Source organism: Spirosoma litoris (genome assembly GCF_054776755.1).
The window spans coordinates 98,069-122,261 of the sequence record NZ_BAAHBI010000057.1 but is presented as its reverse complement, the minus strand read 5'-3'; the positions used below and the strand labels follow the sequence as shown (position 1 = coordinate 122,261).

Sequence of the window (24,193 nt, the reverse complement as noted above, 5' to 3'; positions counted from 1 at the left end):
CCGTCGGTTTACGAAAGTGTCAACGAGTACTTTTCGGGCTTCCCCGATCCGATGCTGAATAAAAAAAGGCACTTGATCAGTCAAGTGCCTTTCAGGACAGGTTTTCTTTCGAATTAATTATCCACTGTGTATTCATCATTTACTGCGTCGTACTCATCTGAATTCTCATGATCGGCTTCTTCATCGGCAGCTTCTCCCGTTAAATAATTGGGATCAGCGGTGCGCAGATCTCGTAGCAAATGACTGTTCGGTCCCTGACGAATAGCGTCTAATTCTGTTTTAATCAGATTCGTTACCTCCGTCTTGACTTGTTTAAACTGCTCGTTCATCATCTCCTGCACCTGTTTGTCACTCAGGTTTTCATAGGCTTTAAGGGCCGGTATTTCAGGGAGTTTACTTAGCTCATCGATCATTTCTTTATCGACGACGATCTGCGCATGAAATATTTTTTGCTTGATGGTTGCGTCAAAGTTGTCCGCTATCGATCCGACAAACCACCCTTGAGACAGGTTGCTGATCTTACTTTCGGGAATGACCGAATCCATTGCCGTCGAAAAATTAGTCGTCGTTTCTTTCTCGGTTACGTTAAAACTTTGACGCTGCTGTACGTTTTTTCCAAAACGGCTCGATAGATTTTTGGCCGTTTCTCCGACAACCTGTCCACTGAATATGTTGCCAATCGTGTTAAAAATTGCTTTTGCTTCTTTATCTCCGTAATCCCGTATGAGCTGAGTCAAATCCTGCAACCCTAATAAGGTAGACACTTTATTAGAACGAGCCGTGGCAATCAGGTTATCTAACCCTCGCATATAAATGGTGGGTAGCTCATCAACGATGATGGAGCTTTTCAGACGGCCTTTGCGGTTTACAAGCTTGATAAGGCGGGCATTGTAGAGCCCCAGGGCGGCTCCGTAGACTGACTGGCGGTCAGGATTATTACCGACACAAAGAATTTTGGGGTCATCTGGATTATTAATGTCTAGGGAGAAATCATTGCCGGTCATCACCCAATAAAGGCTAGGGGATGCCATGCGCGATAAGGGGATTCGTGCCGATGCAATTTGACCTTCCAACTGCTCTTTTGCTCCGTTTTTCAGGGCGCTGAAGAACGGCTGAATTAAATTTTCGAGTTCAGTTTCAGCCGCCATTAATGGGAATATCTCTTCATAATCGTGATTAGCGAATTCAATAATGTGCGGAAACGTACAGTAATTGATATGATCCGCGACCCCTGGCTTTTCCCGCTCCGATTCAGGAAGGGTTTCTAAAAAAGCATCTACCTGACGGTCATTGAATCGTTTCATGTACCAGATGCAGGACATCAGAAATGTTATCGGTGACTCGACAAAAAAGTCGCCCTGCTTCTGCAACCAGCTTTTATTCAGATTCAGCAGGATAGTAGCACTAGCCTCCTGGGCATCAATGATGTCTGTCATAAGACGGGGTAAGAGTGGATTACACCGATGAGAGCGCCGGGGGTCGTCAAAATTGATGGTGTAGAACCGGGGTACTTTACCGTACATCTTCTTATATACATCCTGGTATTTGAGTAAGTAAAAATAAGCGATGCGCGACAAGTCGGGGAATTTGAAGTCGTAGATAAACATCGTAAATCCTTTTTGTATCTGCTGTCGAATGTAATTATTGACTACAGCAAAGGATTTCCCGGAACCGGGCGTTCCCAGTACCATCGCAGCCCGAAATACGTTGACCACATTAATCCATCCCTTGTAAAGCTTTTTTTTGTAGGTAAACAAGGTGGGGATGTTCACGGAATATTCATTATCGACCAACACGGTCTCTTGCATAAAGCTCTCGTTCTCTTCATTGAACGGGTCATCGCCCATTTTTAAATTGATGATACTGTCGGCAATACCCGCAGCTTTGATCAGAATTAAATAACCCGACACGGTTGATAGGACGTATAACAGGTTAATCAGATTGTAGCTTAGATTCCGAAGAGTCAACAGAAGTGCGCTCCCAAAGTAGAGGAGAATACCAATCAGTCCGTACAGGAATGCATCGTTCCAGGTAGCCGTAATATTCTTTTTGGACTTATTTCCCAGTACATAGACGAGTAATAAGAACAGAGCTGCCAGCTTGGAATACCAAACTTGCTCAAATACGTGCGTCGAACTGTTCAAGGAGCGAATGAACCGATCCAGTAAGCCAAGGGGTATACCTAACTGCTGAAAAACGTTGTTACAGAAAACATAAAAATGAAATAAGAGGACTGCATATCCCATGAACATAATTGTGTTCAGGATACCTCTATACTCTTTGTCCTGTTCTTGTGAATTAGCCATGACAATAAGACCTGTTTTGAATTAGAATTAAGAATAACACGCTGTTGACTAGCCAGATGGCTTTGCTCAAGGGTTAGCGCAACTTGTGGCGCTGACGTTCCTGCTGAAGTAAGTCAGTGACTTCCTGTTGAATTGTCGCCATATGGTCATTCAATCGCTGGCCGAGCTGCTTATCAGTCAGCGTAGCCAGTTCAGCATTTATTGGTAGTTCAGCGAGGTGCTCATCAGGCTTTGCCTTATTGGCAGTCACCTGAGCGAAGAAAACGGGTTGCGTGGGAGGTGCATCAACCTGCGTAGCTACTTCCCCGGCAAAGCATCCATAGGGTAAAGCTTCCAAAGTGGCGGGTGATATACGGGGTGATTGCGTTGCGTTCGGTTTTGAAAAAAAGGACCACCTTCTGGGTGGTTTTACAGATTCCAGGCCCTTAGTCAACCGATCAGCTATTCGTTGAGCTGACGTGCCCACCACTTTTCCGGCTAGTATCGTTCCACTCATGGTAAAGAGAGACTGAGCTTTAGCTTTGCCATATTGGTTTTCAAGTTGGGTTAGATCCTGAACCGATAAGCAGAGGGCAATTTTATTGGACCGGGCCGTGGCTAAAAGGGTATCAAATTCGCTTATATAAAGGGTAGGAAATTCGTCGAAGATCAACGCGCTGGGTCGCTGATGGGTACGGTTGACCTGCCTGGCCATCAGGTGCGAAATCAAAGCTAATGGAACAGAAAACAAGTGGCCTGATGCTGGATCGTTCCCCAGACACAGTATTTTAGGATTAGTCGGATAATTGATATCTACCAATGCTTCACTCCCTGTCATGATCCAGTAGAGCACCGGATTTTTTAGGGTGGACAGGCTTAGTTGCATCACCGTCAACAGCCCCTCCATGTGTTCACGCGTATCATTTTCATAAATGCTGGTGATCCCCTCCATCAAATGGGCTAACTCGGGCTCGGCATTGAGTAACGGAATGATTTCTTCGTAAGGCCTTGTTGCAAATTCAATGATGTGAGGTAAGGTGCAGTAGTTAAAGCGATTTGATTTATTGGCCTCAGCTCGTTCTTCAGTCGGCAACCTATCTTCATAATTCGCTACCTGCCGATCGTTGTAGAGTTTCATGTACCAGATACATGCAGTTAAATAATTGATCGCAACCTCAATGAAAAAATCTCCCTCCGCCTTCAGAATCCAGGATCTATTTACATTATACAGTAGGTTTTTAGCGGCTAGGAAGGCCTCGAAACTATCGGTGAACCGATCGGCCAAAAATGGATTACAACGCGATGAATAACGGGGGTCAGTAAAATTGATGGCATGAAATGAAGGGCTTACTCCCGATTGGTTCGTTGTTTTTTCCAGATTGTCTACGTAATGCGTATAAGCCAGCCTGCTTAACTCAGGCGATTTATAATCGTAAATGGCCATCGTGAATTCCTTATCCAAAAGCTGATGTACAAAATTTTGGACAAAGGTTTCGGTTTTACCTGTTCCGGGTGCTCCCAAAATCATCGTACCACGAAACAGATGTGTCATGTTAATCCATCCTTTTCTGACCTGATTCTTATAGCGCCAATGGGTCGGAATATTGACCGAACACTCATTGGCAATTCGTTGGGTTTCCTGGTTAAAAGAATCAATCAGCTCGTCGGCTTGTGTTGCTGTATTCATCATGATACGTTGGATTTAAACTGGAGAAGATAAAGTGATTCACTACGGCCTAACACCAGGTACATTGGTGAATTGGTATGTAGATTTAGTTTAAGCAGGTCGGTACGACCGTCAGTGAAGGGGCTGGTTTTATTGGTTTGACAGGGTTTCGAGGCCCTCGCGAACCAGGCCATTCTGGCCAGTCAGGGGGGAGATTATCCGATTCATCACCAAAGGAGTCGCCCGGTCTTGTATGCCCTAAATAAGACGTTAACGCTGGCAGTGAAATGAACACTAGCCCTGATAAACCCAAAGCGGTAGTGCTGACGTAAAGGAAGATGGTCTGTATGTTGGGCTTACCAATTGGATCAACCAGATACCCATTGCCTAGAAACAAGACCAATCCCAGCAGACTGATTAAATAGATAAAGAGTGTTGTCGGACGGTGGTTGTGACGCTTGATTGTTCGTTGTTGCTTACTACCCAGTGCCTCAATTAAAAACAGTATCAATCCCCACAGCTTAGGCACCAGCAACCCGCTCATTAAAGGCACTTTATTAGTTAAGCTGAGTATAACGTGGTCTATATGGATTAGTGAATAGCCCGCTTGACTAAGTAGTTTATGGGCGCTCCAGTAAATGTGCAGGCCTATAACGAGGTAAGCCATACACCGAATCGAAAGAAGTGCTTCTTGATACGCCCGGCCATCCTGATGAAATCTTGACATAAAGTAGTTGGTTGAAACAGTTTATAATTCCGGTGAATCCTGCACCTCAACTATAGACTGTTTCAAAATTGACTCTTGTCAATCACATATCATTTGATGCTATTACATTATTTTTTTTTCGGTCACAATTATTAAAAATAAAATCAACGCTTACGGCCTCGGCGTCTCACGGGCATATCCTCGCCAACTCGTCTTTTCTTGGGCCGAATGGCACTAGCCGACTCACCCAATATATCCAAGAGTCCTTTCTGGGGAGCCTGGTTTTCAAATCGGTCCAGCAGAGATTGTAAACTGTCACTGGATGAAGATTGCTTCAGCATAGATGTACTAGTTGACAAAGCGAAATTCTGTGGACTGGCGAGTAGTGGTTGCGACCCTGACGTTTGGCCCTTGGTCGGCTGACGATTCGCTCGTGGTTGACTCACGAGTTGATCCAATAAAAGTTGGGGCTCTCGAATTCGCGATAAATGAGGAAACCGGTCGTGGATTCGGTCAATTAATAAATTGATTTTGCCGGGTTCAACGTCGCTATCGACGGCCCGGGCTAATGACCGCATCCGTTGGGCGGCAACCGAATCGGGCGCTGGCCAGGCCCCTTCGAGTACATAGGTATTCTTTCCCGGTTGAGAAGGAAACTGGCGGCTAAAGGTTTGCGCAATTTCCGGCGGCACCGCTACGTAGCTGGCGGAGTCCGTTTTATAGTGCCCCATTCGGAATACCGGTTTGTTGGTAGAATCAACTTCCTGTTTGATTAAAAATCCCCGTTGATACAAGGCTGATAGATGCCGTCGGGCGTCACCAGGCCGAGTTGTAGCGGGATCGCCGAATTGTTGAGTGGTGTCGCTTAAAACTTGGCTTCCCCGTTGTTCATTGTACCAGCGTTGAAAGGTTGGCAGCATCTGCTTGGGTAGGATAGTTTCTACGGCTGGCAGCGTTAGACTGGCCACCTGCTGACGAGTTAGACTGGTGAAATCGTTGCCCTGACTGATGGCCCGCAATAAGGCTCGATCGGCCGCGTTGAGACGGGGGCTTATAAGTTCATTAGAAACGGGACGGCTAAAGTAAGTTTGTTCGGAAGGGGTTAATGTATAGAAGCGGCCGGGATGGGTTGAGTGTTCACCTTCTTTTAGCCGCACTTGCCCGGATTCAGTTCGTTGCCAGACCAAGCCTAGCTGTTTGGTAATCTGGTAGCGTTGCTGAGCCGTTAAATCAGCTTGTTGTAAAAGTCTTACCAGGTCCTGGCTTACGGTGGATACTGGTTGAGGGATTACTGGTTTGTTTGGTAAGCTGATCTCTTTGTTTGCTTCCGGTGTTGCATTATTCCCTGCAGTTGATTCCAGTTGAGCCAGTAGCTGAATTTGTACTCTCATGGCTTGCTCCATCAGCGAACCCGAACCCGGTGAATGATTGGTCTGACGATGCCACCGGCCAAGCTCTCCCTGCATCAATGCCGTATTGTTGAGGTCTATTGCCTGGCTCATGGAAACCAGACTGCGCCCCGCCGACGATTGCAATGTTTGGGTTTGATCCGCTAGCGTGGGTATGGACTCTTTCTGTAATCGACGAGCCAATGCATCTGGCACGGGAGTAAATCCGTCTGAGCGGGTTAAATAGTGTCCCATTCGATAGGCACCACTGGCTAACGCGTCGATGACAAAACCTCTGGCCTGAAGTTGAGGAAGTAGGGGTTTTTGGTCGTTCAGGTAAGTACTTACCTGATTGGCATAGGATTTATTTAGCCCTACGGCGACATGGTCAAATCGCGGGCCCGTGACCGCTTTGAGGTGAGCAGCCGATACCTGGTAAAAGCTGATTGGGTCGGGGGGCAGTTGTCCACTGGCTAACGCCCCATACAGCAATCGTTCCGGTTTAGTTAGACGACTTCGAAAGGCCAGTGACGGCCCCTGATCCTGTTGTAGCTGTTTTTGAATAGACAAGGGTATAACATAACGTAGCTGTGCGTCTTCCCGGTGCGTCAGCGTTCCCTGATCAACCGTAAATACGAAATCAGCGGCCGTCAGAAACGCCCGTTTACTGGTTGCCGATAGTGGAAACTCGCTGGCCAGGGAAACGAATTGATTGGCGGTCTGGCTAAAATAGGCCTCTTCTTTTGACCGGATCTCGGGTAATTGACTTTGTTTGTAGGCTTCAAATTGAGTGACTGCCTGCCGGGCGGATTGGAGATTTACCCCCTCCCCTATTAACAACTTGGTCAGTGGCTCATGGGGAAACTGACGGATGAGTTGGCTCTCAAAAAAGTATGGCTTTTTGCCATCAACACCTTGCTGCCGTATCTGCTGGTAAAAGTGACTAACTCGTCGACGCAGAGCGAGCTCCTGGGAAGTTGGCTCCGTCTTTTGGCTTTGTCCTTTTGTCGGCTCGACGGACTCGGCTGAGCGCTTAGTTCGTGGTGGTAGATCGGTGGTGCTTGAGGAGGATGCCCGAACTCGGTTTTGAAGCGTGTCAAGCCTAACACTCCGGTCAGTGAATGCGGCTCGTTGAACCAAGCGGGTATAGGCTGGTCCAAGTTCATTTTCATCGTATACATTGCGACTTTTATGATCGACGTACACGTACTGCTGTCCCGTATCGATCACCTGAATTCCGGCGCTTCGTAACTGAGTTTTAAAATCCGCTTCACTCAATTGGCTGTACGACCCCAGACTGTTGTGAATCCGTTGCCGCGTAGCTTCTTTACCACTGCGGATGCGGGTAGCGTTCTGTTTGAACTTGCGCTCCAGTCGTTCGTAGGTCGGTGCAAACGCAAAACGACTGGCTTTGATAGCCGGGCCGATTGCTTCCCCTCGTTGATCGTTCGGCCCATTGTGCAATTGAAACGTAATGCCCTGGTAGGGCTTTCCGTCAGCTGCCACGCCACTCAACTGATTCATCTGTACCCGGTGCTGGTGGAGAAACTCGGAAAAGGTCATCACATTGGAAAAATTATAATCTGTCAGGGCCGTACGAACCACGTTACCGATTGCTTTTTTAGCTTCGGGTTCTTTATAGCTTAAAACCTGCTCGGGTAATAACCCATTCATCAGTACTTGCTTGCCTTGCTTCTCAGCTTCAACCAGGCCGTATTCTTTTTCCAGCGCCTGGCGAATGGCATTACTACGTCGCTGCTGATGAGAATCAGAAATTCGATTTCCCTCGCCATCGACTGATACAGAGACAATGTGTATGTGCGGATGATGAGTGTCTTCATGACGATACATCAAATAGGGTTGATGACTATACCCCAACCGTTCCATGTATTGCTGGCCAATTTCACTGATCCTTTCGTCGGATAATTGTTCGTCGGGATGAAAGGCTAAGGAAACGTGAAACGTTGGCTTGCCAATGCGCGGGTTGCCCGCAGCGTATAAATCTAGGACATCAATTTTATTTTCTACGCTTAACTCATTTCGCTCGTATTGTATAGCGTTGAATCCACCAAGGTAACGCGCTTCGCCATGGGAGACTTTATATTCATTATAATAAACAGCACCCGCTGGTTTAGCCCCCGTGTTAATTCTGGCAATCATAGCCTGTATATAGTTAAAGAGGTGTTGATTTTTCTAGCGATTCAAAGAGCTGTTTGGCCTGTTGAATTAATGTTAGAATCTCGCCGGCTAAACGGGCATTCTTTTCAAATTCACCATGCAGCTGTTCGGGAAAATGATATTGATTAAGCCGCTTGACAGATTGATTATAGTTTACCCCGATATGACGCAGTTCACTGACAAGTTCATTAAGCTTTTTTAACTGATACTGATTTAGGCTGGAAGTAGACGTCACGGCTACTTTTCGGCGCGGAAAAAGTTGTTGTTTGGCGAATTCATTTAAGGAAAGCTTTACACCCCGCCTGGCGTTATCATGATTACCGGTAAGCATGATCATTTCTGGCGGAGTCAAGTAGAGCGTTAGCTTTTCACTGCAGACCAGTTTGGCATCCTTAATCGGGCGGCCTCCTCTTGATGCCTTTGTCCCCATCGTTTTGTCCGCTTTCGACGTTGTGACGCGCTTTGTTTTCATAGCATTATTGCGGTTAATAATCTGCTTATAGCCGCCACCTGCTTAGAAGGTGGTTGGTGACTCGGCATCGGGCGAATGTGTTAACGAGCCCGAAATGCCGCCTTTTTAGCCTCGCAGAGCAAGATTCGTTTGAGCGGGGTAAACTCGACCGTAGGAAGAGTTTTACACCGTGAAAAACACATCTTGCTTTCGCAGTGGCGAACCGGTTTTCGGGCGAGAAAAGCCCCCGATGGGCGAACAAGCTCAAAAACCGGCATTTTCAAAGATTTTGTAGGGATTGACTTAACTGGTTATTAGCCAATGATTCATTTTTTTATTTTAAATGAGTTACAATGGGCTATTATCCGATCATCATTTCAAAGGTAGCTTGTCTTGTAAAACTAAAAAATAGGTGCATTAAGAAAAGTGCGACCGAAAAAAAAATAATTTATACCTACAGATAAGAGTGTATTGACAAGCCCTACTTTTGGATAAAAGAGACTGTAATCGCCCATTCTGATCATCTGGTAGGAGAACTAGGAAGTCTAGGAGAGCTAGGATTCATAGGAAAACTAGGAGGGTTAGGGTAGCTAGGAAGTCTAGGATGTCTAGGGTAGTTAAGAAAGCTAGGAGGGCTAGGAGAGCTAGGTTAGCTAGGAGAGCTAGGAAGTCCAGGAGGGCCAGGAGATGTAGGAAAGCTAGGGTAGGTAGTAAAGTTAGGGTAGGTAGCAGAGCTAGGAAGTCTAGGGTAGCTAGGAAATCTAGGAGATGTAGGATAGCTAGGTTACTTAGGACAGCTAGGGGACTTAGGTGAACTAGTAGAGCTAGGGTAACTAGGCAAGATAAGGTACCTAGAAGACTTAGAGATGCAGGAGAATTAGAAGGGCTAGGACGTCAATTCAACGGTTCGTTTGACGTGATTAAAATTTTAATTACATGATGTTGGTTGAGTCTAAAGACTTAATTTTTCAAAAAATTCTCAAATCAATTTAATCAATAAACAAAATAAGCCATGACTAAAGTAATCAGTTTCATGTCACAGAAGGGGGGTACAGGCAAAACCACTTTATCAATATTAACAGCTACTTTTTTACATTCAATTGGTGCTGGAGTTGCTGTAATTGATGCAGATTTTCCTCAACACTCTTTTACAAGAACCCGAGCAAAGGATCTACTGGATTTAAAAGAAAAACAGGGCAAGAAACAAGATGAATCCTTAACACCGGCTGATTCTCCAATTAACTACTATCCTGTTATTGATGCTACTGTTAAGGAAGGAACAGTTGCATTAAAAGGAATGAAAACAAGCGAACATTTAGAATTCATTTTAATTGACATTCCGGGTACGTTTAATGTTGAAGGTATTGATTATTTAATCGATTCTTTGGATTTAATAATAGTCCCTGTAGAGCTAGAGTATAAATCTATTACGGCAGCATTGGAAACAATGTCTATGATTCGATCGCTAAATCAGAAAGTGACTATAAGTGTTGTATGGACCAAAATTAAGAAGAACCATAAAATCGCCGAGCGCCAGGCTTATGAAGAATACTTTAGATCCAAGTTCAACCCGCATATTTTTCAGTACATGTTAATCGAGACGGTTAAAGTAAGTCAGCTTCTAAATACCATAACCCCGCAGCCTGAATCGATTAGTGAATTCGTTGATGAAGCTGGTACGCTGCTCTTAAATAAGGCAAATACAACTGTTCTAATTAATTAGTTGATATGGCAAAAGTTAAATTACCTCCTCTACCGGAGTTAGAGCCCAAGGGTAGTATAGCTACCTATTTATCGCAAGTCCGTCAGAAACGCGCTGATGAACAAATCATGAACCCGACCGCTGAAGACAACAAACCTTCAACTGCGGACGACCATAGGGGCAAATTGAATTCCCATCTTGAAGGTGAATCGAACACTGAACCGCTTGAATCATCTGTCATTTCACAGTTCAAAGATGCTTCAATAGCACCTAATGACTCCAAAAATATAGTCTTAGATTTAAATGAAGGCAGTGAAAGAGATGCCAGTCAGGATAACGGTTTGTCCAAAATTTTGGACAATCCCCCTAGGGAACCAAATCGAGTAGAGAACCTTGCTGACAAAGATTCTACATCAATGGATGCCTTTTCGAAAGAATCTAATGAGCAGCATCAGGTTGTAACTAAACGATCAAGAGCTAAAACTGAAGTGTCTACCAAGTCTACATTAGCTGTTGTCAAACTTATCAATTCTTTACCAAATAGATTTTCAACAGGATTTTTCGCAAAAGGAGAATCTAAAGTGCGCCTTTCGGAAGAAATGGCTGAACTAATTCAAATTATTGTTGACTGCAGTGCAAGGGTCGATCAGCCAAAATATTTTGCAGATAATTTAGTTAACCATCTTTTGAAAGAGTTCTTCATAAAATACGCATCCGATATTGAGCAACTCAGTATTGAACAACAAGAGCAGCAACTTATCCAACATCGAAAAAAATTGACTCTATTTAAACGTAGTGTAAATCCCTAAATTTTTTATTTTAGTGTTCAAACCATTACCCATGAAGAGTATTGTATAGTGCCTCAATGGCTGTAGCCAATAAGACGCAGGTTCTACGAATCCTCGGTCGTTAAGTAAGTGCTTATCAGCATTTGACCTAATAGTAATTATCCACAATTAAAACCTTTTGCTAATGAATTTACTTGGATTTCTAGCCATTGTTATTGCCGTTACTGGAATGGTCTGGCTACTACAATTAATTTTTAAAGGAAAAGATCGGATCGATATTAATCTATCCGTTGGTCGTAGAGCTACTTCTTCATCCGAGATGCTCACTAACGTAGCTGATTCGAAAAAACCTCATCCGGGCCTTACCCAATCGAAACCAGATTCCATATTGGGTGAAGTTGTCAGCATAGGTAGTAAGATACCGTCATCATCGCCGTCCACTGCTGATTCTTCCGCATCCACAAATCAGATCATTGATTCTCCTGGGTCGTCTCCCGCCGGGTCAAATCAAACAGACCAGGATGCGTACCTAAATAAAGCATTAGAGGACGAATCATTTGAGGAACATACTAACGAATCGCTTTTGCAAGCGGTTGCCAATGGCCAGCTCACGCCGCCAATGGGTCAGCTGACTTTCTCTGGTTTCGGCAGCATTGCTTCTCAACTTCCTTCGGATAGCTTTGATAAGCCTCAAAGCCCGGAGCAGATAGAGGCGATGTTTGCTGTGTTAAAAGAAAGTACCCGGCGTATTGAGCAGCAAATGATCGCCCTTTATGAGGTTCATCGTTCAATGCAAGTCAATCAAGACACACCTTCCAACTTGGCTCAGTCCACAGTAGAAGACCAAACAGCTAATGATGCTGGTGACTATGATTTTGGCGAGGATGATGACGATAATGATAATGAGCACTCATTTGGTGGCGGATTAAACACGCAGCTGACAACGAATCCTTCAGATGAGGAATCACAGAGTGCTCCGGCCACTGAGTTTATTATGACGATGGACGAATTATCCATTCTGGTACCGGATGGCACAATCCAAACATTCGATGCATCGGATGTCTTGGAACCAGCACCTGAGATACGGCATGAAGCATTGCCTTATTTCGCTAACCTAAATAAAACAGGGGAATTAGGCTTTAATGTGGTCGAAGCTATCAAACGAAGAGCACCTTCTCGGGAGGTCAAGCATCGAGTTCGTCAGGTCATACGAGCAATTGATCATTTCAATCTAAATAACGACGCAAATGCTGCTCTACGGTTGACGGCTGTATTCCGGCACTTGCCTGAACACTTAGGAGAATATGATGATGATGTTGCTGCTATCGGGCGAAAGTTTGGACTAATTGAGCCCGCTAGCGAACCGGCTCCAGTAGAAGCTGATTAAGAGTACACGCATTTTTTTCTAAAAGTGTGACCGAAAAAAAAATAATTAAAGGCTTTTGTTTTAGGGTAGTTTTGAATCAATACTTTTGAATCAAGATAGACGGGGGTCTATTTCTAATGAATCAAACCTTTCATAGTCTTATGAAAAAACTAACTGTAAGGGGGTGGAATACCCGAACTCTGGTAATCACCTGCGCGCTCCTGAGCATTGGCGCGTATGCCATGGCCAATGCTGGAGCAGCCACGGCTGCGGCTGGTTTGGAACAAGCCAACACAGGCATTCGGGCTATGTGGCCAACGGTACAAAAGTTGATGTTCACCGTCATGGCGATCATCGGTCTGGTCGGCGCTGCGTCGGTATACGGGAAATGGTCCAATGGTGATCCTGATACCCGAAAAGCCGCGGCTTCCTGGTTCGGTGCCTTGATTTTTGCCGGACTGGTCGTCGTTATATTGGGTGCGGTTTTTTCTCCAGGTTGATATGGCTCACCGATTACCTAGGTCACAATCGCCGAACCCTGCCTGACGGTGGGGTTCGTCGTTTACAGCTGACCCCGACAAGCATTCTTTCACTTCTTAATGGTATCCTCATGTTGACTAGGCCTTGGTTTTTCCCGCTGGTTCTTTTGTCCCTGCTCTTACTGACTTGTTCAGATGTCTGGGCGGGGGGCGCTCCTCCGACAGCCGTAGCCAAAGCTACGTATCAGATATCAAGTGCCTACAAGGCCATGAAGCTTCTGGGCAGAACAGTGGCGATGATTTGCGCGATGATCGGCTCGGTGAAGGTTTATAACAAATTTCAGATGGCTGATCCGGACATGTACCGATCCATATTCGCCTGGATATTTGCCTGTCTGTTCTGCCTGTACTTCCCTTACTTCTTTGACCTGCTTTTCCGCTAAGACGCACAATGTATCAAATCAATAAAGGTGTTGATCGCCCGCCCGAGGTACTCGGAATTCGGGGTATGAATTATTTGATCTACCTGGCGGGTGGCACGGTTGGCGGCATGGTGGTGGCTACCATCGCTATGCTCATCGGCGTACCCGCCGTGTATGCCTATGGCGTCATGTTCGTCATGGTTTTTCTAGGCTACAATACACTGGCCTCCTACAGTAAAAAGCATGGCGAACGTGGACTAGCCAAATTCAATGCGCGGAATCGGTATCCAACCGTCATTCAGGTGCGCAGCACCCGGCCTTACCGGGATATGCTGATCAAGCGAGAGGTGAAAACGTCAACCTGGGATCGATTTAAACTAAAACGCAACTAAATCATGGCCCAACGCACAGAAGACTTAATGAAGTATTGGCCTCTGCGGTCAATTGAGAATGACTGCATCATTTCTAAGATGGGCGATATTACCGTCTGTTATGAAATGATCTTACCTGAGATCTACACGCTTTCCGCGCACGTCACGGAAGGTGAATTTAGGGTTGAAACGGGTGACTTCCGTGAATTAAATGAAATGTGGGGTAAGGCGCTCTCCGTTTTACCAGAACACTCTATTTTTCATAAACAGGACTTTTTCACGGTTGACACCTATGACCCGACGCGGGTAGAGGAAGGAGGGTTTCGAAATACATTTCTGGATAAAGCATCGGCCCGGCATTTTCACGAGAGACCCTACCTGAACCACCGCTGCTATTTATACCTAACTAAAACCTCCAAGCGGGCCGTCTCGACTATGCAGACCAGCCTGGTGTCCGGCCGGTTTCTGTCAAAGGAGATTTCAGACCCGATCAAGCTGTCAGAGTTCTATTCAGCCATCGAACAGTTCGTCTCGATCATCAATTCAACGCGCAACGTAAGCATGCGTCGGCTGGCGGGTGAGGAAATCTATCAGAAGGGCGATAAGCCGGGTATTCTCGAACGCTACATGAGTCTGGAGGCTGAAGCGGATGTGGTACCGCTGTGTGATATACGACGGGGAGAGGATCTGATGATTGGTGATAAGATTGTTAAATACTTCTCTCTTTCAGATATTGAAGACTTACCGGATACCGTGTATACCCACAATGAGGTGAGTGCGCTGTCCACGGAGAATTCAACGGTATCGGTGGGCTTTGCTGCTCCCGTCAGTTTAATGCTGGGGGTCAACCACGTATATAACCAATATATTTTTAAAGAAGATCGTAACGAAATCTTTCCGCAACTGGAAGCGCGGGCTACCCAAATGACCGCCTTGGCGTCCTTCACAAAAGCTAATGCCAGTAATGCAGCCAAAATAAACGATTACCTGCATTACGCGGCCGACACAGGTTACCCGCCCGTAAGGGCACACTACAACCTGCTGGTGTGGACAAATGATAAGGCGGATCTGCCACAACTACGCAACAAAACCAACGCGGCAATTGCCAAGATGGGGGTACGGCCCCGGGAAAATTCGACTAATGACAGTTTATCCATGTTCTGGGCCGGGATTCCGGGCAATGCTGCCGACCTGCCAGATGAAGATAAGTTCTGGGCATTTACGCCCCAGGCGCTTTGCTTGTTAAACGAAGAGTCCGTTTCGCCAAACTCGTATTCGAGCGTGGGCATCCGGGTAACCGATCGGCTATCGGGTAAACCGCTGTATGTTGATTTTTCGGACGCGCCCATGAAGCGAGGCTGGATCACAAACCGGAATAAATTCATCCTGGGTCCTTCCGGTTCGGGCAAAAGCTTTTTGACCAACCATTTCCTGCGGTCCTATTTTATTCAGGGAGCCCATATGGTAATCGTCGACGTTGGCGATTCGTACGAAGGCCTATGCTCGATGTTAGGCGGAAAGTATCTAACGTATAAACCGGAAGCACCTATTACGTTCAATCCCTTTTTCATAGAGGGTCGTGCCAGACCGGACATTGAAAAATTGGAATCGATCAAGGCCTTGCTGCTTTCACTTTGGAAAAAAGAGGAGGAAAACCTGAGCCGGCTGGAGGAGACCGCTCTGTCACTAGCCGTCAATGGGTACTTTTCCCATCTGGACCTTAACCCGGAGATCTTTCCCTCGTTCAATTCCTTTTTTGAGTTCCTCAAAGATGACTTCAAAAAGGCGCTTGATAGCCGGGGTATAACCGCCAAAATGTTTGATTACGACGCCTTCATTGTCGTTATGGAGCCCTTCTACCGGGGTGGGGAATATGATTACCTGCTAAACTCAGAGGATAATCTTGATCTGACCAATGAACGCTTCATTGTCTTCGAGCTCGATAATATCAAAGACAACGCCATTCTGTTTCCAGTGGTCACCATCATCATCATGGATACATTTATTACGAAAATGCGTACGCTCAAAGGCATTCGTAAAATTATCCTTATTGAGGAAGCGTGGAAAGCCATTATGAAAGAGAAGATGGCTGAATACATTAAGTACTTGTATAAGACGGTTCGTAAGCATTTTGGGGAAGCCTGGATTGTGACCCAGGACATCGACGATATCCTGGGGAATAAGATCGTCAAGGACTCGATTATCAACAATGCGGACACCCGTATTTTGATGGATCAGAAGAAGTACAAAAACCGGTTTGAGGAAGTAAAGAAGTTCCTGGCGCTGACCGATCAGGAAAAGAACCTGGCCCTCTCGGTTAATCGCGATCTGAATGCAACCCGGAATTACAAAGAGTTCTTTGTGAGCTTCGCGGGTCAAATCAGCCTGGTTTATGGACTGGAAGTGTCCGTCGAGGAATACCTGGCGTTCACCACCGAACAGAGTGAAAAAGAGGCCGTCAAAAAGCTTGTAGCGGAGAACGGGGGCAATTACGATTTAGGTATCCGCTCCTATCGGGAACAGCATGGGTAAGCTGGCCGACTGCATTGATCATGTCTAAACAAGCCATAACATCCAATCTTCTATGAAACACTTACTCATGCACGGGCTTCTGGGGCTATTGCTAGGCTTGATAGGCCCGGTTTGGGGTTACCTGCCTGCGTTTGGCCAAACGACGGACCCCGTTTCAACAACGGGATCATGGAATCCTTCGACCGACCCATTGTTCAACCCCAACGATCCGTCAACCTGGCCCCCCTCCTATGACCCAAGCAAACCAGGTTCGCTGAGTATGGCCCCTGGAAATGTTCCCCCTGTTGATCCCATTGGCGAGCATCTTGGCGATGATGGTACAAGTGGATCAAGCAGCTTTGGTTCGTTCGTTGGTCAAAAGGTCACCACGTATGCCGATAAGGTAAAATCGGAGGTCGAAAATCTGATCGGTGAGTACGAAGACCAGATTCTTCAGGGATTAACCGATGCGCTGGAAGGCTGGCTGATGAGCCAACTTCAGAGTTTGCTCGGAGCCTCCCCGATCCGTAGCGTGGAGGCCCTCAAAAAGCTAATGAAAGATGCTTACACAAAACAACAGAAGATAGACTACCAACAGTTAAAAGTCGATTTCGCCGAGCAGAAGGGGAATACCGAGCTAAGTGCCGGCTTCAGCGATTACTATAAAACGCTGCATTTAAAAGAACACGCGCAGGCGGTTGAGTATACGATCAAACAGATCAATTCAATGGCCAGCAATAAGGTGTTTACGGCCAGTGAGCAATCCCAGTTGCAAGCCCTCATCGGTGGACTATCGGATATGAGTGATATCGTCAATGAAGTCAAGTTCGCCACGAATCACTCGTCCTCCACGGCTTACATGGCCGAAGCAGACCGAATTCGGACGTTGGATGAAGCGTATAAGCGTATTCTCGACCGCGAAAAACGGGCTCAATCGGTGAAGGCCAAAGTCAAGGCAGTCTTCGTCTATCGGATGAAGGATGCCCAGCGGGATAATACGCTGGATGATCTGATTGGCACCGCAGACACGGGTGGTAACGATGGTAGTCCGCGGGTTCGCCGAATTAAATAAATCAGTTCTCATCGCTTACTCTCTACGATCATGCGTATTTCAAACCTACACGGTTCCGGCCCAACCAGCAGACTGGGATGCTTCTGGCTTGTTTTTTTTCTCCTAAGCGTATGGGTATCACCGGTTCGCGCTCAGGTGTATGATCCTAGTAATCCAACGCCGGGGACGGGCAACACGATCAACGATCTGCCCGATCCTATGTACGTGCATACTGACTGGGGCTCCTCACTCGACGTCCAAACGAAGGTCGATAACATCCTGCGCGTAAGAGGAGGGGAGATCATGAGTGGCTTACAGGATTACCAGGTTGAGCTTACCGATATTTTAATTGATAAGCTCAAGGACGAACTCGTCAAGATGTTCGCCGATATGATGCCCATTGGTTCAATGGCAGAGAAGATCATGTCTACCTATCAAAAGAAGAAGGACGAAAATCTGGCGAAAGCTATCGATCGGGTGAAGGTCCTGTCGAGGAATTCCCTCAATAAGCAATTGAAAACCAAGTATCAGGATTTCAAGGTCAATTACGCCCGGATGAACGCTAAATGGAAAAGCTTACCTGAACTCAAAAATTCGGTGGCCGATCACTTGTCGGAAAGTGAACACGATAAACTCTGGGGCGAACACGTGGTGGTGATGGATGGATTCAAGGATGAGGATACCCATAGTAAACTGAAGTGGCTTTATCCGGAAATCGATCCAAACGCGCCGGGAAATAAGGTAGAGCATGGTTGGCACGCGTTTGTCTCCGATGCCATCGTGATGGATGATGCAAAAAAATATAAGGAACTCCTCATGGCCATTTCTAACAAGGAGTATGACAATGATGCCATGGAAGAAAAGGAAATGGTGGCTTATTCTCACTATGACCGGATGGTGATGAAGCGGGCGATACTCGACCGTATGCGAGAACGGGTGCGTAACCTACAGGGCATCAACAAAAAAGTCAATCAACACATACAAGGCAGTATGCGAAAAGATCAGCGTAAGCAATTGACGGATGCATTGGGCGGTAAGGATACCTACATGCCGCTACCAAAAAAATAAGTACCCCAAGCGGGCGATAAGCCCAACTGATCACCTTTTTTTCAATTCCCATGCAAGATTCAGTTGTTCAACAACTCGACACTTTAGTTAGCCAATTGCTTACGCAATACAGCTGGTTTATTGGTCTGGCCCAAGCCATTGGCGGTTTAGGCGCGCTTTGTTACGTGTTCACGCGGGTATGGGGTCATTTAGCCCGCAATGAAGAAATCGACATTGTGCCGCTGTTTCGCCCGGTAGCGCTGGCGATCTGTTTGATGAGCTATGGTGGTATTGTGAACGGCGTTACCTCGGTAAGCGGAGCGCTTAATGAAATGACTCAACCCTTTATCGACAGCCAAAAAACGCTGGTCGATAATCTAACCAAGCAGAAAAAGACAGCCGTAGCGGCCAAACGACAAAAAACGCTTGGCCTGATCGATTCAGATCATGACGGGGAAGAAAGCTGGATGGAGATACTGAAGGCAATGTTTGACGCGGATAGCGCCACCCAATTTGGAGCCGATATGATGAGTTATTCGGTCCAGAATGTTGTCGATCAGCTCATGACGACACTCGGAGAAGTACTCTACCTATTTGCCTTTTTATGCCTTAAATTTTTAGTCAGCTTCTTCATCGTGGTTTTGCTCATCACCGGTCCAATTACGTTTGGGCTGGCCACGTTCGAATGGTTTTATTCCGGTCTGGCGGCCTGGTGTACCCGGGTGATCAACATGCTGATGTGGATACCTATTACCAATATTTTATCGGGTATGCTGGAAAGCATTCACGTGATGATGCTGCGTAAAGACCTGCAGCAATTAGCGGCTTCTACCGACAGCACCTTTACCCTTGATGATTTTACCATGGTTATTTTTTACCTCATTGGAACAGTGGCGTACCTGACAGTGCCGATGGCCGCCAGTTGGGTAGTTGAATCCAGCGGAGCCGACCAAGCCATCAGCAAGACGCTGGGCGGAGCTAAGGCGGGCGGGGGCGTACTGGGTGGCGTCGGTGGCGTTGGCGGTGGCGTTGCCCGGGGTGCAGGTCGCAGTGTTTCGGGTGGGTTCGAGCGAATCCGCGAATGGAACAGCAAACTGCCCACACTCAATAAGATTTAATTATTCACTTATTCCTTACTAAAAGTTTATGGAAGCTCCTCATTTCAGATCATTACACAACATTGAAACGTCGTTCAAGATGATCCGCACCGTCATGTTTGCGGTCATTTTGGGTACGCTCCTGCTGGCCAGCGGCATTGCCTGGTGGGCGTTCGATATCACCGAGAAGTCGCGTTCCCGGGTGTACGTTATGGAAAACGGCAAAAGCATCATGCTGGCGCTGGCTCAGGATCACAATGTAAACCGGAGTGCTGAGGCCAAAGACCACGTCCGTACTTTCTTACGGCTATTTTTTGACCTGGAGCCTGACAATCAGCAGATCCGTAAGACCATTGAAGAAGCGTCATACCTGGGCGATGAATCTGTCGTCAGGCTTCACAAGGATTTTACCGAAAAAGGCTACTATTCAGACTTGGTACAGGGCAACGTCCACCAAAAGATTGAGATTGACCCGGAGTCAATTCAGGTAAATATGACGCAAAGCCCCTATTATTTCCGAGCTAAAGGCAAACAACTACTCGTTCGGGAATCGACGGTCACCTACCGTAATCTGGATGTAGAAGGGTTTCTGATTGACGTTCAGCGGACCGATCGCAATCCGCATGGCTTTATGATTGAGCGGTTTCACCCGCTGGATAATTCCGATATCCAGACCATCACCCGTAACCAATGAGACAGCCGCTCCGTCGCCGTAACGGGCATTCGCTAGAACCCGACACCGCTTTAACCCCTCAGCCCCGGTGGCTGTCAAGTCCATGGGTAGGAAAACTAAACAACTCCTACCACCAGGCGACCAGTTGGGTGACTGGGTGGATTACGCTTCGAATCCGAACCTGGGAAAGCCAAACCTCGGTTAGCCAGCGTCGCCGGCAAGTGCTGCTATTCTTTGGAGTAATTGGACTTTTCTGGCTCATTCGGTTGCTCTACCTGTTTTATCAACTGCCCCCGCTCTCCGCTTTGGTACCAGCCGTTGGCCAATTCGCCAAGGAAACCAATGTAAGTCGATCTACTACCCGACGGGAATTGTTCAGTGATTCGACCCAAAAAGCCGACTACTTGGAAGCCCGGTCTGGCGTGACCCGGTCTGGCCGGTCCGCTGGCGCGGTGACCCGCCGTGGCCCGGACAAGCTCCCTCAACAGAATAAGAACTAGTCTTTATTTCAAACCAACAATGGAAACGCAAAAACGATCACTTAAAGATTTATTCGGGGACAAACGATTCCTGTGGAGTATCCCTGTGTTTTTAGTCCTGGTTGGGGCTTTTCTGTGGGTTGTTTCCTCTTCTCCCGACAAAGAAGCGCCCCAGCAGGCACCTTCGGTAATCAACACCCGGGTACCCTCGGCCAAAACCGATACGTCCTTGAGCAAAGCTAACAAGCTGGATTTGCAGACGGAAGCCGCAGTGGGTGAAAATCCACAGGCATCGAACATGCAGGGGATTCCGGACGCAAAAGAATACGTATACGGAAGCCGTTACAAAACCCCATCGAGCCGGTCAATGAGTCACTTGGATTCAACTGTCTACGAACCCAATCGACCTTCCCGGCGAAGTCAGTCCAGCGCGGGCGCATTTCCCGATGTTGTCAATCACCGCTCATCGGGTAGCCGCGGCTCCTCTTCATTTCCGCTGACGGAATCCGATAGCCGTCTCGACGATGACGATGCCCCCATCACCTCGCCCCAGCAGGCTAAAGAACAGGCCGATAAAAAAGCGAAGTTGCAGATGGCTCTGGATAAACAGGCGAAGCTGGAACGGCTGTTAACCGAATATAAGCAGGATAAGGCGAGCCGCGAAGCCCGGGAACAGGACAAAACCAAAGCGCTTAAAGTAGTTACCGATGAGGAAGGGCGTTTTGCTGTCCCGATCACTTCGTTGACCGGCCGTGATTATACCGGGCGCAATTCTTTTTTTGGTTTGTACACTGAAGATGCCCGTAAAGCCCAGCAGCGGTTATTGGACGCAGAAGTAGGTACCATTCGGGCGATGGTTTACGGCGACCAGGAAATCAGTAGTATGGGATCGCGCATCAAAATCCGTCTGCTTGAACCGCTTTATATTCGGGGTATCGTTATACCCGCTAATACCCTTTTATACGGAATGGGACAGTTCGCTGGTCAACGCATCAATTTATTGATTCGATCCATTCAATATCAGAATCGTTTATTTCCAACCAATATCCAGGTGTACGATATGGATGGCATGGCAGGCCTTTACGTGCCAAACATGACGAATCTGGATCTGGCCAAACAGACGGCCGCGCAGGTTGCCCAAAGTGGTGGTGGAGGTGGCCTGGGGGGTGGGCTTTACGTCAATTCATCGCCGAGTGCCGTTCTGGCATCAGCCGGACTTCAGGCGGGTCAGCAAATTACCCAGGGCGTAAAGCAAGGTCTCGCGCGGAAAGCGCAAATGCAGCGCGCCTATCTTAAGAACAATTACTTCGTACTGCTGCGTACTGTCGACCGCACCGAACAAGGGGGTACTGGTTCCGTCGGTACACCAGGCAATCCACCAATTATGCCGGTCTCCAGTCCGATAACCGAAAAGCAAATGCAGTTACAGATGCTTCAAAATATTATTAAGGAACAGTAAATCCTGCCGGACGCTGGTCCCTGAAGGCCAGCCTTGTTTAACCTTTATTCGCCAAACTTTTTATGAACGCTTATTTTTTTCGACCTATTGGCCTGATTTACTTCACCGGTATCAGCCTGTTGGTAACCATCGGAGCTTCAGCTCAATCAACAGGAACTAACCGGCCTGTCTCCGCTCCCGGTCAACCAGCTACCGTAGCCTACGCTACTGGACGCCCGTTTCGCCATACGTTCACGGCTGCCCTGCCCAGCCGGGGTCTATTGACAAGCCCTTCAGCCTCGACGGCCACAGCGCCGGTCAGAAAGCCAACCACTGTGGCCGGGGCAACGCCTTCCGTTAAACCGATACCGGCAGGCTTCCGGCAAGTGACTACCGAGCAAACGGGCGCAAAGCTGGTAAAGCCGGATACGTTACCCTCGTTTGGCGCGCCTAAAGTAGCGCCAAGCTCGAGCGAAAAACGATTTATAGCGACCCCTTCGAGATCGGATACAAAATCGGTGTCGGCGCGCTCTCCAGTTCCGGAGACCGATGACCAGGCCGTTCCGGCCAGCCAGATTGATGATACACCTCTCGCCGAGATGACCATTGTCAATAATAACGCGCACGCCCTGCGGGTACCCGCCATACCGATCCGAGACTATAATGTTGTCAAATCGTACTATACGGAGTTGCCCTATAACAAGACGATATCCATTATTTTCCCAACGCCGATTAAATCAGTCGACCTGGGATCGCGCGATATTATTGCCGATAAAGCGTCCGACGTGGAGAACGTGTTGAAGGTAAAAGCCAGTAAAGTGGGTTTTAACGAAACGAATTTTAGCGTCATTACCACCGATGGAAAATTCTATTCATTCGTGGCCAACTATAACGAGCAACCCGCCTTGTTGGCGCTCAACCTGACCATGAACACAATGGCTTCGGAGGGCCCCGCCCGCGTAGGTGGATCGCGGGAAGATTCTGAAGAATTCATCAATGGCCTCAATGCCAAAGATGGCGTTATTCAGTTCTCGGGGATTCGGGCCTCCGCTTCGGAAGTGGTGTATAACTGCGATCAGGTGAATCACAAACGGCGGACGATTCGTCACCTGGGCGTATCAGAAAATCTGATGGAGGCCACCATTCGTGGCTTTTACGTGAAAGACAACGTCATGTACGTCAAATTACAATTGAAAAATAAGTCAAACATCAATTACGATATTGACTACATGCGGTTTTTTATCGTAGACAAGACCATCGCCAAACGAACGACGTTCCAGGAAACCGAGATCGTTCCTTTTTACGTGCACAATGATGGCATTCGGATCATACCGGGACACCAGAAAATGGAACAGGTTCTCGCTTTCCAGAAATTTACCATTCCCGATAACAAACGGATTCTGGTGCAGATCAATGAAGCGGGTGGAGGAAGAGCCCTCACCTTTTTGATGAATAACGAGGACATCATGAACTCAGGAAAACTTTAAATCACATGAGACTACTTCGTTTTCTTCCATTCGCCCTGCTACTGGCTTTCGAGTTACTGAGCCACAGCAGTTTCGGTCAGCGCCATCGCAAAGGTCAGTACGCCTTTTCCCTGCAGGGAGGGATTATGGACCGCTTCCCAAGGGGGATTAACCTGCGGGCTGATCAGCAGGGAAGTCTGGTACGAACTGATTTCGTTCGCTACACGCGTTCGGAACATTATTGGAAAATTGGCTATCAATACGACCGTAAATTCTATCAACCACTGGGTGTCCAGGTGATAAGTGAGCGGCATACCCTGGGCATCGACTACGCGCCGATATCGCTTCACAATTACCGAAGGACCTTTTACATCTCCCCCGTACTTGGCATTTTTACTGGCCTGGAGATTGTCAATCAGGACCGGCACGACCTACCCATTGGTTTCATCGGTGCCCAGAGTCATTTTACCTTTGGAGGTAATATCGGCTTGGAAGCCGAAGTGTTTTTGACCGATCGAATCTCGTTGATTGGTGGGATTACCGAACGATGGTACGCCGTGAGTGATCTTAACCGCCTGCATACCCAGGCTCAACTGGGACTTCGTTTCACCTTCGACTCGTTTTAACCG

General features: G+C 47.3%; 20 protein-coding genes. 15 read left to right on the top strand and 5 right to left on the bottom strand.

The window, feature by feature from the left end; translation table 11 throughout:
• Positions 1-113 precede the first annotated feature (113 nt).
• From ACYVGR_RS30080 to ACYVGR_RS30060, 5 genes are all read right to left on the bottom strand, one after another.
• Complete coding sequence (locus ACYVGR_RS30080; RefSeq protein ID WP_460963677.1) at positions 114-2,306, bottom strand: YWFCY domain-containing protein; 2,193 nt, start codon at positions 2,304-2,306, stop codon at positions 114-116.
• Between the two features lie 73 nt (positions 2,307-2,379).
• Positions 2,380-3,975 (bottom strand): type IV secretion system DNA-binding domain-containing protein, encoded by a 1,596-nt coding sequence (locus ACYVGR_RS30075; protein WP_460963676.1) that lies wholly within the window; start codon positions 3,973-3,975, stop codon positions 2,380-2,382.
• Between the two features lie 82 nt (positions 3,976-4,057).
• Positions 4,058-4,678 carry a YWFCY domain-containing protein gene (locus tag ACYVGR_RS30070; RefSeq protein ID WP_460963675.1) on the bottom strand — a complete coding sequence of 207 codons (621 nt, stop codon included), beginning with the start codon at positions 4,676-4,678 and terminating at the stop codon, positions 4,058-4,060.
• Positions 4,679-4,821: 143 nt separating this feature from the next.
• A complete protein-coding gene (locus ACYVGR_RS30065; protein ID WP_460963674.1) occupies positions 4,822-8,205 on the bottom strand; it encodes a relaxase/mobilization nuclease domain-containing protein in 3,384 nt (1,127 codons plus the stop codon).
• Between the two features lie 13 nt (positions 8,206-8,218).
• Complete coding sequence (locus ACYVGR_RS30060) at positions 8,219-8,695, bottom strand: plasmid mobilization protein (protein WP_460963673.1); 477 nt, start codon at positions 8,693-8,695, stop codon at positions 8,219-8,221.
• Between the two features lie 991 nt (positions 8,696-9,686).
• On the opposite strand from ACYVGR_RS30060, the gene ACYVGR_RS30055 reads away from it, so the two are divergent.
• The 15 genes from ACYVGR_RS30055 (at position 9,687) to ACYVGR_RS29985 (ending at position 24,190) form a co-directional block, all read left to right on the top strand.
• Entirely contained in the window at positions 9,687-10,397 is a 711-nt protein-coding gene (locus ACYVGR_RS30055; protein WP_460963672.1) for a ParA family protein, read from the top strand.
• Between the two features lie 5 nt (positions 10,398-10,402).
• Positions 10,403-11,185 carry a hypothetical protein gene (locus ACYVGR_RS30050; protein ID WP_460963671.1) on the top strand — a complete coding sequence of 261 codons (783 nt, stop codon included), beginning with the start codon at positions 10,403-10,405 and terminating at the stop codon, positions 11,183-11,185.
• A gap of 163 nt (positions 11,186-11,348) precedes the next feature.
• Positions 11,349-12,551, top strand: a complete 1,203-nt coding sequence (locus tag ACYVGR_RS30045) for a hypothetical protein (RefSeq protein WP_460963670.1) — start codon at positions 11,349-11,351, stop codon at positions 12,549-12,551.
• A gap of 140 nt (positions 12,552-12,691) precedes the next feature.
• A complete protein-coding gene (locus tag ACYVGR_RS30040) occupies positions 12,692-13,030 on the top strand; it encodes a DUF4134 family protein (RefSeq protein WP_460963669.1) in 339 nt (112 codons plus the stop codon).
• A gap of 110 nt (positions 13,031-13,140) precedes the next feature.
• On the top strand, positions 13,141-13,452 hold the full coding sequence (locus tag ACYVGR_RS30035; protein WP_460963668.1) for a DUF4134 family protein: 312 nt from the start codon (positions 13,141-13,143) through the stop codon (positions 13,450-13,452).
• An 8-nt stretch (positions 13,453-13,460) separates the two neighbouring features.
• Positions 13,461-13,823 carry a DUF4133 domain-containing protein gene (locus tag ACYVGR_RS30030; protein ID WP_460963667.1) on the top strand — a complete coding sequence of 121 codons (363 nt, stop codon included), beginning with the start codon at positions 13,461-13,463 and terminating at the stop codon, positions 13,821-13,823.
• 3 nt (positions 13,824-13,826) lie between these two features.
• On the top strand, positions 13,827-16,334 hold the full coding sequence (locus tag ACYVGR_RS30025) for a TraG family conjugative transposon ATPase (RefSeq protein WP_460963666.1): 2,508 nt from the start codon (positions 13,827-13,829) through the stop codon (positions 16,332-16,334).
• 52 nt (positions 16,335-16,386) lie between these two features.
• Positions 16,387-17,385, top strand: a complete 999-nt coding sequence (locus tag ACYVGR_RS30020; RefSeq protein ID WP_460963665.1) for a hypothetical protein — start codon at positions 16,387-16,389, stop codon at positions 17,383-17,385.
• Between the two features lie 30 nt (positions 17,386-17,415).
• Positions 17,416-18,432: a hypothetical protein gene (locus ACYVGR_RS30015; protein ID WP_460963664.1), complete on the top strand. Its 1,017-nt coding sequence runs from the start codon at positions 17,416-17,418 to the stop codon at positions 18,430-18,432.
• A 50-nt stretch (positions 18,433-18,482) separates the two neighbouring features.
• The gene (locus tag ACYVGR_RS30010; protein WP_460963663.1) at positions 18,483-19,529 is read left to right on the top strand and encodes a hypothetical protein; all 1,047 of its coding nucleotides are present in this window, start codon (positions 18,483-18,485) and stop codon (positions 19,527-19,529) included.
• Positions 19,530-19,557: 28 nt separating this feature from the next.
• Positions 19,558-20,202, top strand: a complete 645-nt coding sequence (gene traK, locus ACYVGR_RS30005) for a conjugative transposon protein TraK (RefSeq protein ID WP_100990270.1) — start codon at positions 19,558-19,560, stop codon at positions 20,200-20,202.
• The gene (locus tag ACYVGR_RS30000; RefSeq protein WP_460963662.1) at positions 20,199-20,681 is read left to right on the top strand and encodes a hypothetical protein; all 483 of its coding nucleotides are present in this window, start codon (positions 20,199-20,201) and stop codon (positions 20,679-20,681) included. Before traK ends, ACYVGR_RS30000 begins: the two co-directional genes overlap by 4 nt.
• A gap of 19 nt (positions 20,682-20,700) precedes the next feature.
• Entirely contained in the window at positions 20,701-22,119 is a 1,419-nt protein-coding gene (gene traM / locus ACYVGR_RS29995) for a conjugative transposon protein TraM (RefSeq protein WP_460963661.1), read from the top strand.
• A gap of 62 nt (positions 22,120-22,181) precedes the next feature.
• Positions 22,182-23,585: a conjugative transposon protein TraN gene (gene traN / locus ACYVGR_RS29990; protein ID WP_460963660.1), complete on the top strand. Its 1,404-nt coding sequence runs from the start codon at positions 22,182-22,184 to the stop codon at positions 23,583-23,585.
• Between the two features lie 5 nt (positions 23,586-23,590).
• On the top strand, positions 23,591-24,190 hold the full coding sequence (locus ACYVGR_RS29985) for a conjugal transfer protein TraO (protein ID WP_460963659.1): 600 nt from the start codon (positions 23,591-23,593) through the stop codon (positions 24,188-24,190).
• Positions 24,191-24,193 lie beyond the last annotated feature (3 nt).

What these genes read in the sequence shown, in the direction of transcription:
- ACYVGR_RS30080 (WP_460963677.1), bottom strand. Translation starts at nt 2,306, where the DNA reads ATGGCTAATTCACAAGAACAGGACAAAGAGTATAGAGGTATCCTGAAC.
- ACYVGR_RS30075 (WP_460963676.1), bottom strand. Translation starts at nt 3,975, where the DNA reads ATGATGAATACAGCAACACAAGCCGACGAGCTGATTGATTCTTTTAAC.
- ACYVGR_RS30070 (WP_460963675.1), bottom strand. Translation starts at nt 4,678, where the DNA reads ATGTCAAGATTTCATCAGGATGGCCGGGCGTATCAAGAAGCACTTCTT.
- ACYVGR_RS30065 (WP_460963674.1), bottom strand. Translation starts at nt 8,205, where the DNA reads ATGATTGCCAGAATTAACACGGGGGCTAAACCAGCGGGTGCTGTTTAT.
- ACYVGR_RS30060 (WP_460963673.1), bottom strand. Translation starts at nt 8,695, where the DNA reads ATGAAAACAAAGCGCGTCACAACGTCGAAAGCGGACAAAACGATGGGG.
- ACYVGR_RS30055 (WP_460963672.1), top strand. Translation starts at nt 9,687, where the DNA reads ATGACTAAAGTAATCAGTTTCATGTCACAGAAGGGGGGTACAGGCAAA.
- ACYVGR_RS30050 (WP_460963671.1), top strand. Translation starts at nt 10,403, where the DNA reads ATGGCAAAAGTTAAATTACCTCCTCTACCGGAGTTAGAGCCCAAGGGT.
- ACYVGR_RS30045 (WP_460963670.1), top strand. Translation starts at nt 11,349, where the DNA reads ATGAATTTACTTGGATTTCTAGCCATTGTTATTGCCGTTACTGGAATG.
- ACYVGR_RS30040 (WP_460963669.1), top strand. Translation starts at nt 12,692, where the DNA reads ATGAAAAAACTAACTGTAAGGGGGTGGAATACCCGAACTCTGGTAATC.
- ACYVGR_RS30035 (WP_460963668.1), top strand. Translation starts at nt 13,141, where the DNA reads ATGTTGACTAGGCCTTGGTTTTTCCCGCTGGTTCTTTTGTCCCTGCTC.
- ACYVGR_RS30030 (WP_460963667.1), top strand. Translation starts at nt 13,461, where the DNA reads ATGTATCAAATCAATAAAGGTGTTGATCGCCCGCCCGAGGTACTCGGA.
- ACYVGR_RS30025 (WP_460963666.1), top strand. Translation starts at nt 13,827, where the DNA reads ATGGCCCAACGCACAGAAGACTTAATGAAGTATTGGCCTCTGCGGTCA.
- ACYVGR_RS30020 (WP_460963665.1), top strand. Translation starts at nt 16,387, where the DNA reads ATGAAACACTTACTCATGCACGGGCTTCTGGGGCTATTGCTAGGCTTG.
- ACYVGR_RS30015 (WP_460963664.1), top strand. Translation starts at nt 17,416, where the DNA reads ATGCGTATTTCAAACCTACACGGTTCCGGCCCAACCAGCAGACTGGGA.
- ACYVGR_RS30010 (WP_460963663.1), top strand. Translation starts at nt 18,483, where the DNA reads ATGCAAGATTCAGTTGTTCAACAACTCGACACTTTAGTTAGCCAATTG.
- traK (WP_100990270.1), top strand. Translation starts at nt 19,558, where the DNA reads ATGGAAGCTCCTCATTTCAGATCATTACACAACATTGAAACGTCGTTC.
- ACYVGR_RS30000 (WP_460963662.1), top strand. Translation starts at nt 20,199, where the DNA reads ATGAGACAGCCGCTCCGTCGCCGTAACGGGCATTCGCTAGAACCCGAC.
- traM (WP_460963661.1), top strand. Translation starts at nt 20,701, where the DNA reads ATGGAAACGCAAAAACGATCACTTAAAGATTTATTCGGGGACAAACGA.
- traN (WP_460963660.1), top strand. Translation starts at nt 22,182, where the DNA reads ATGAACGCTTATTTTTTTCGACCTATTGGCCTGATTTACTTCACCGGT.
- ACYVGR_RS29985 (WP_460963659.1), top strand. Translation starts at nt 23,591, where the DNA reads ATGAGACTACTTCGTTTTCTTCCATTCGCCCTGCTACTGGCTTTCGAG.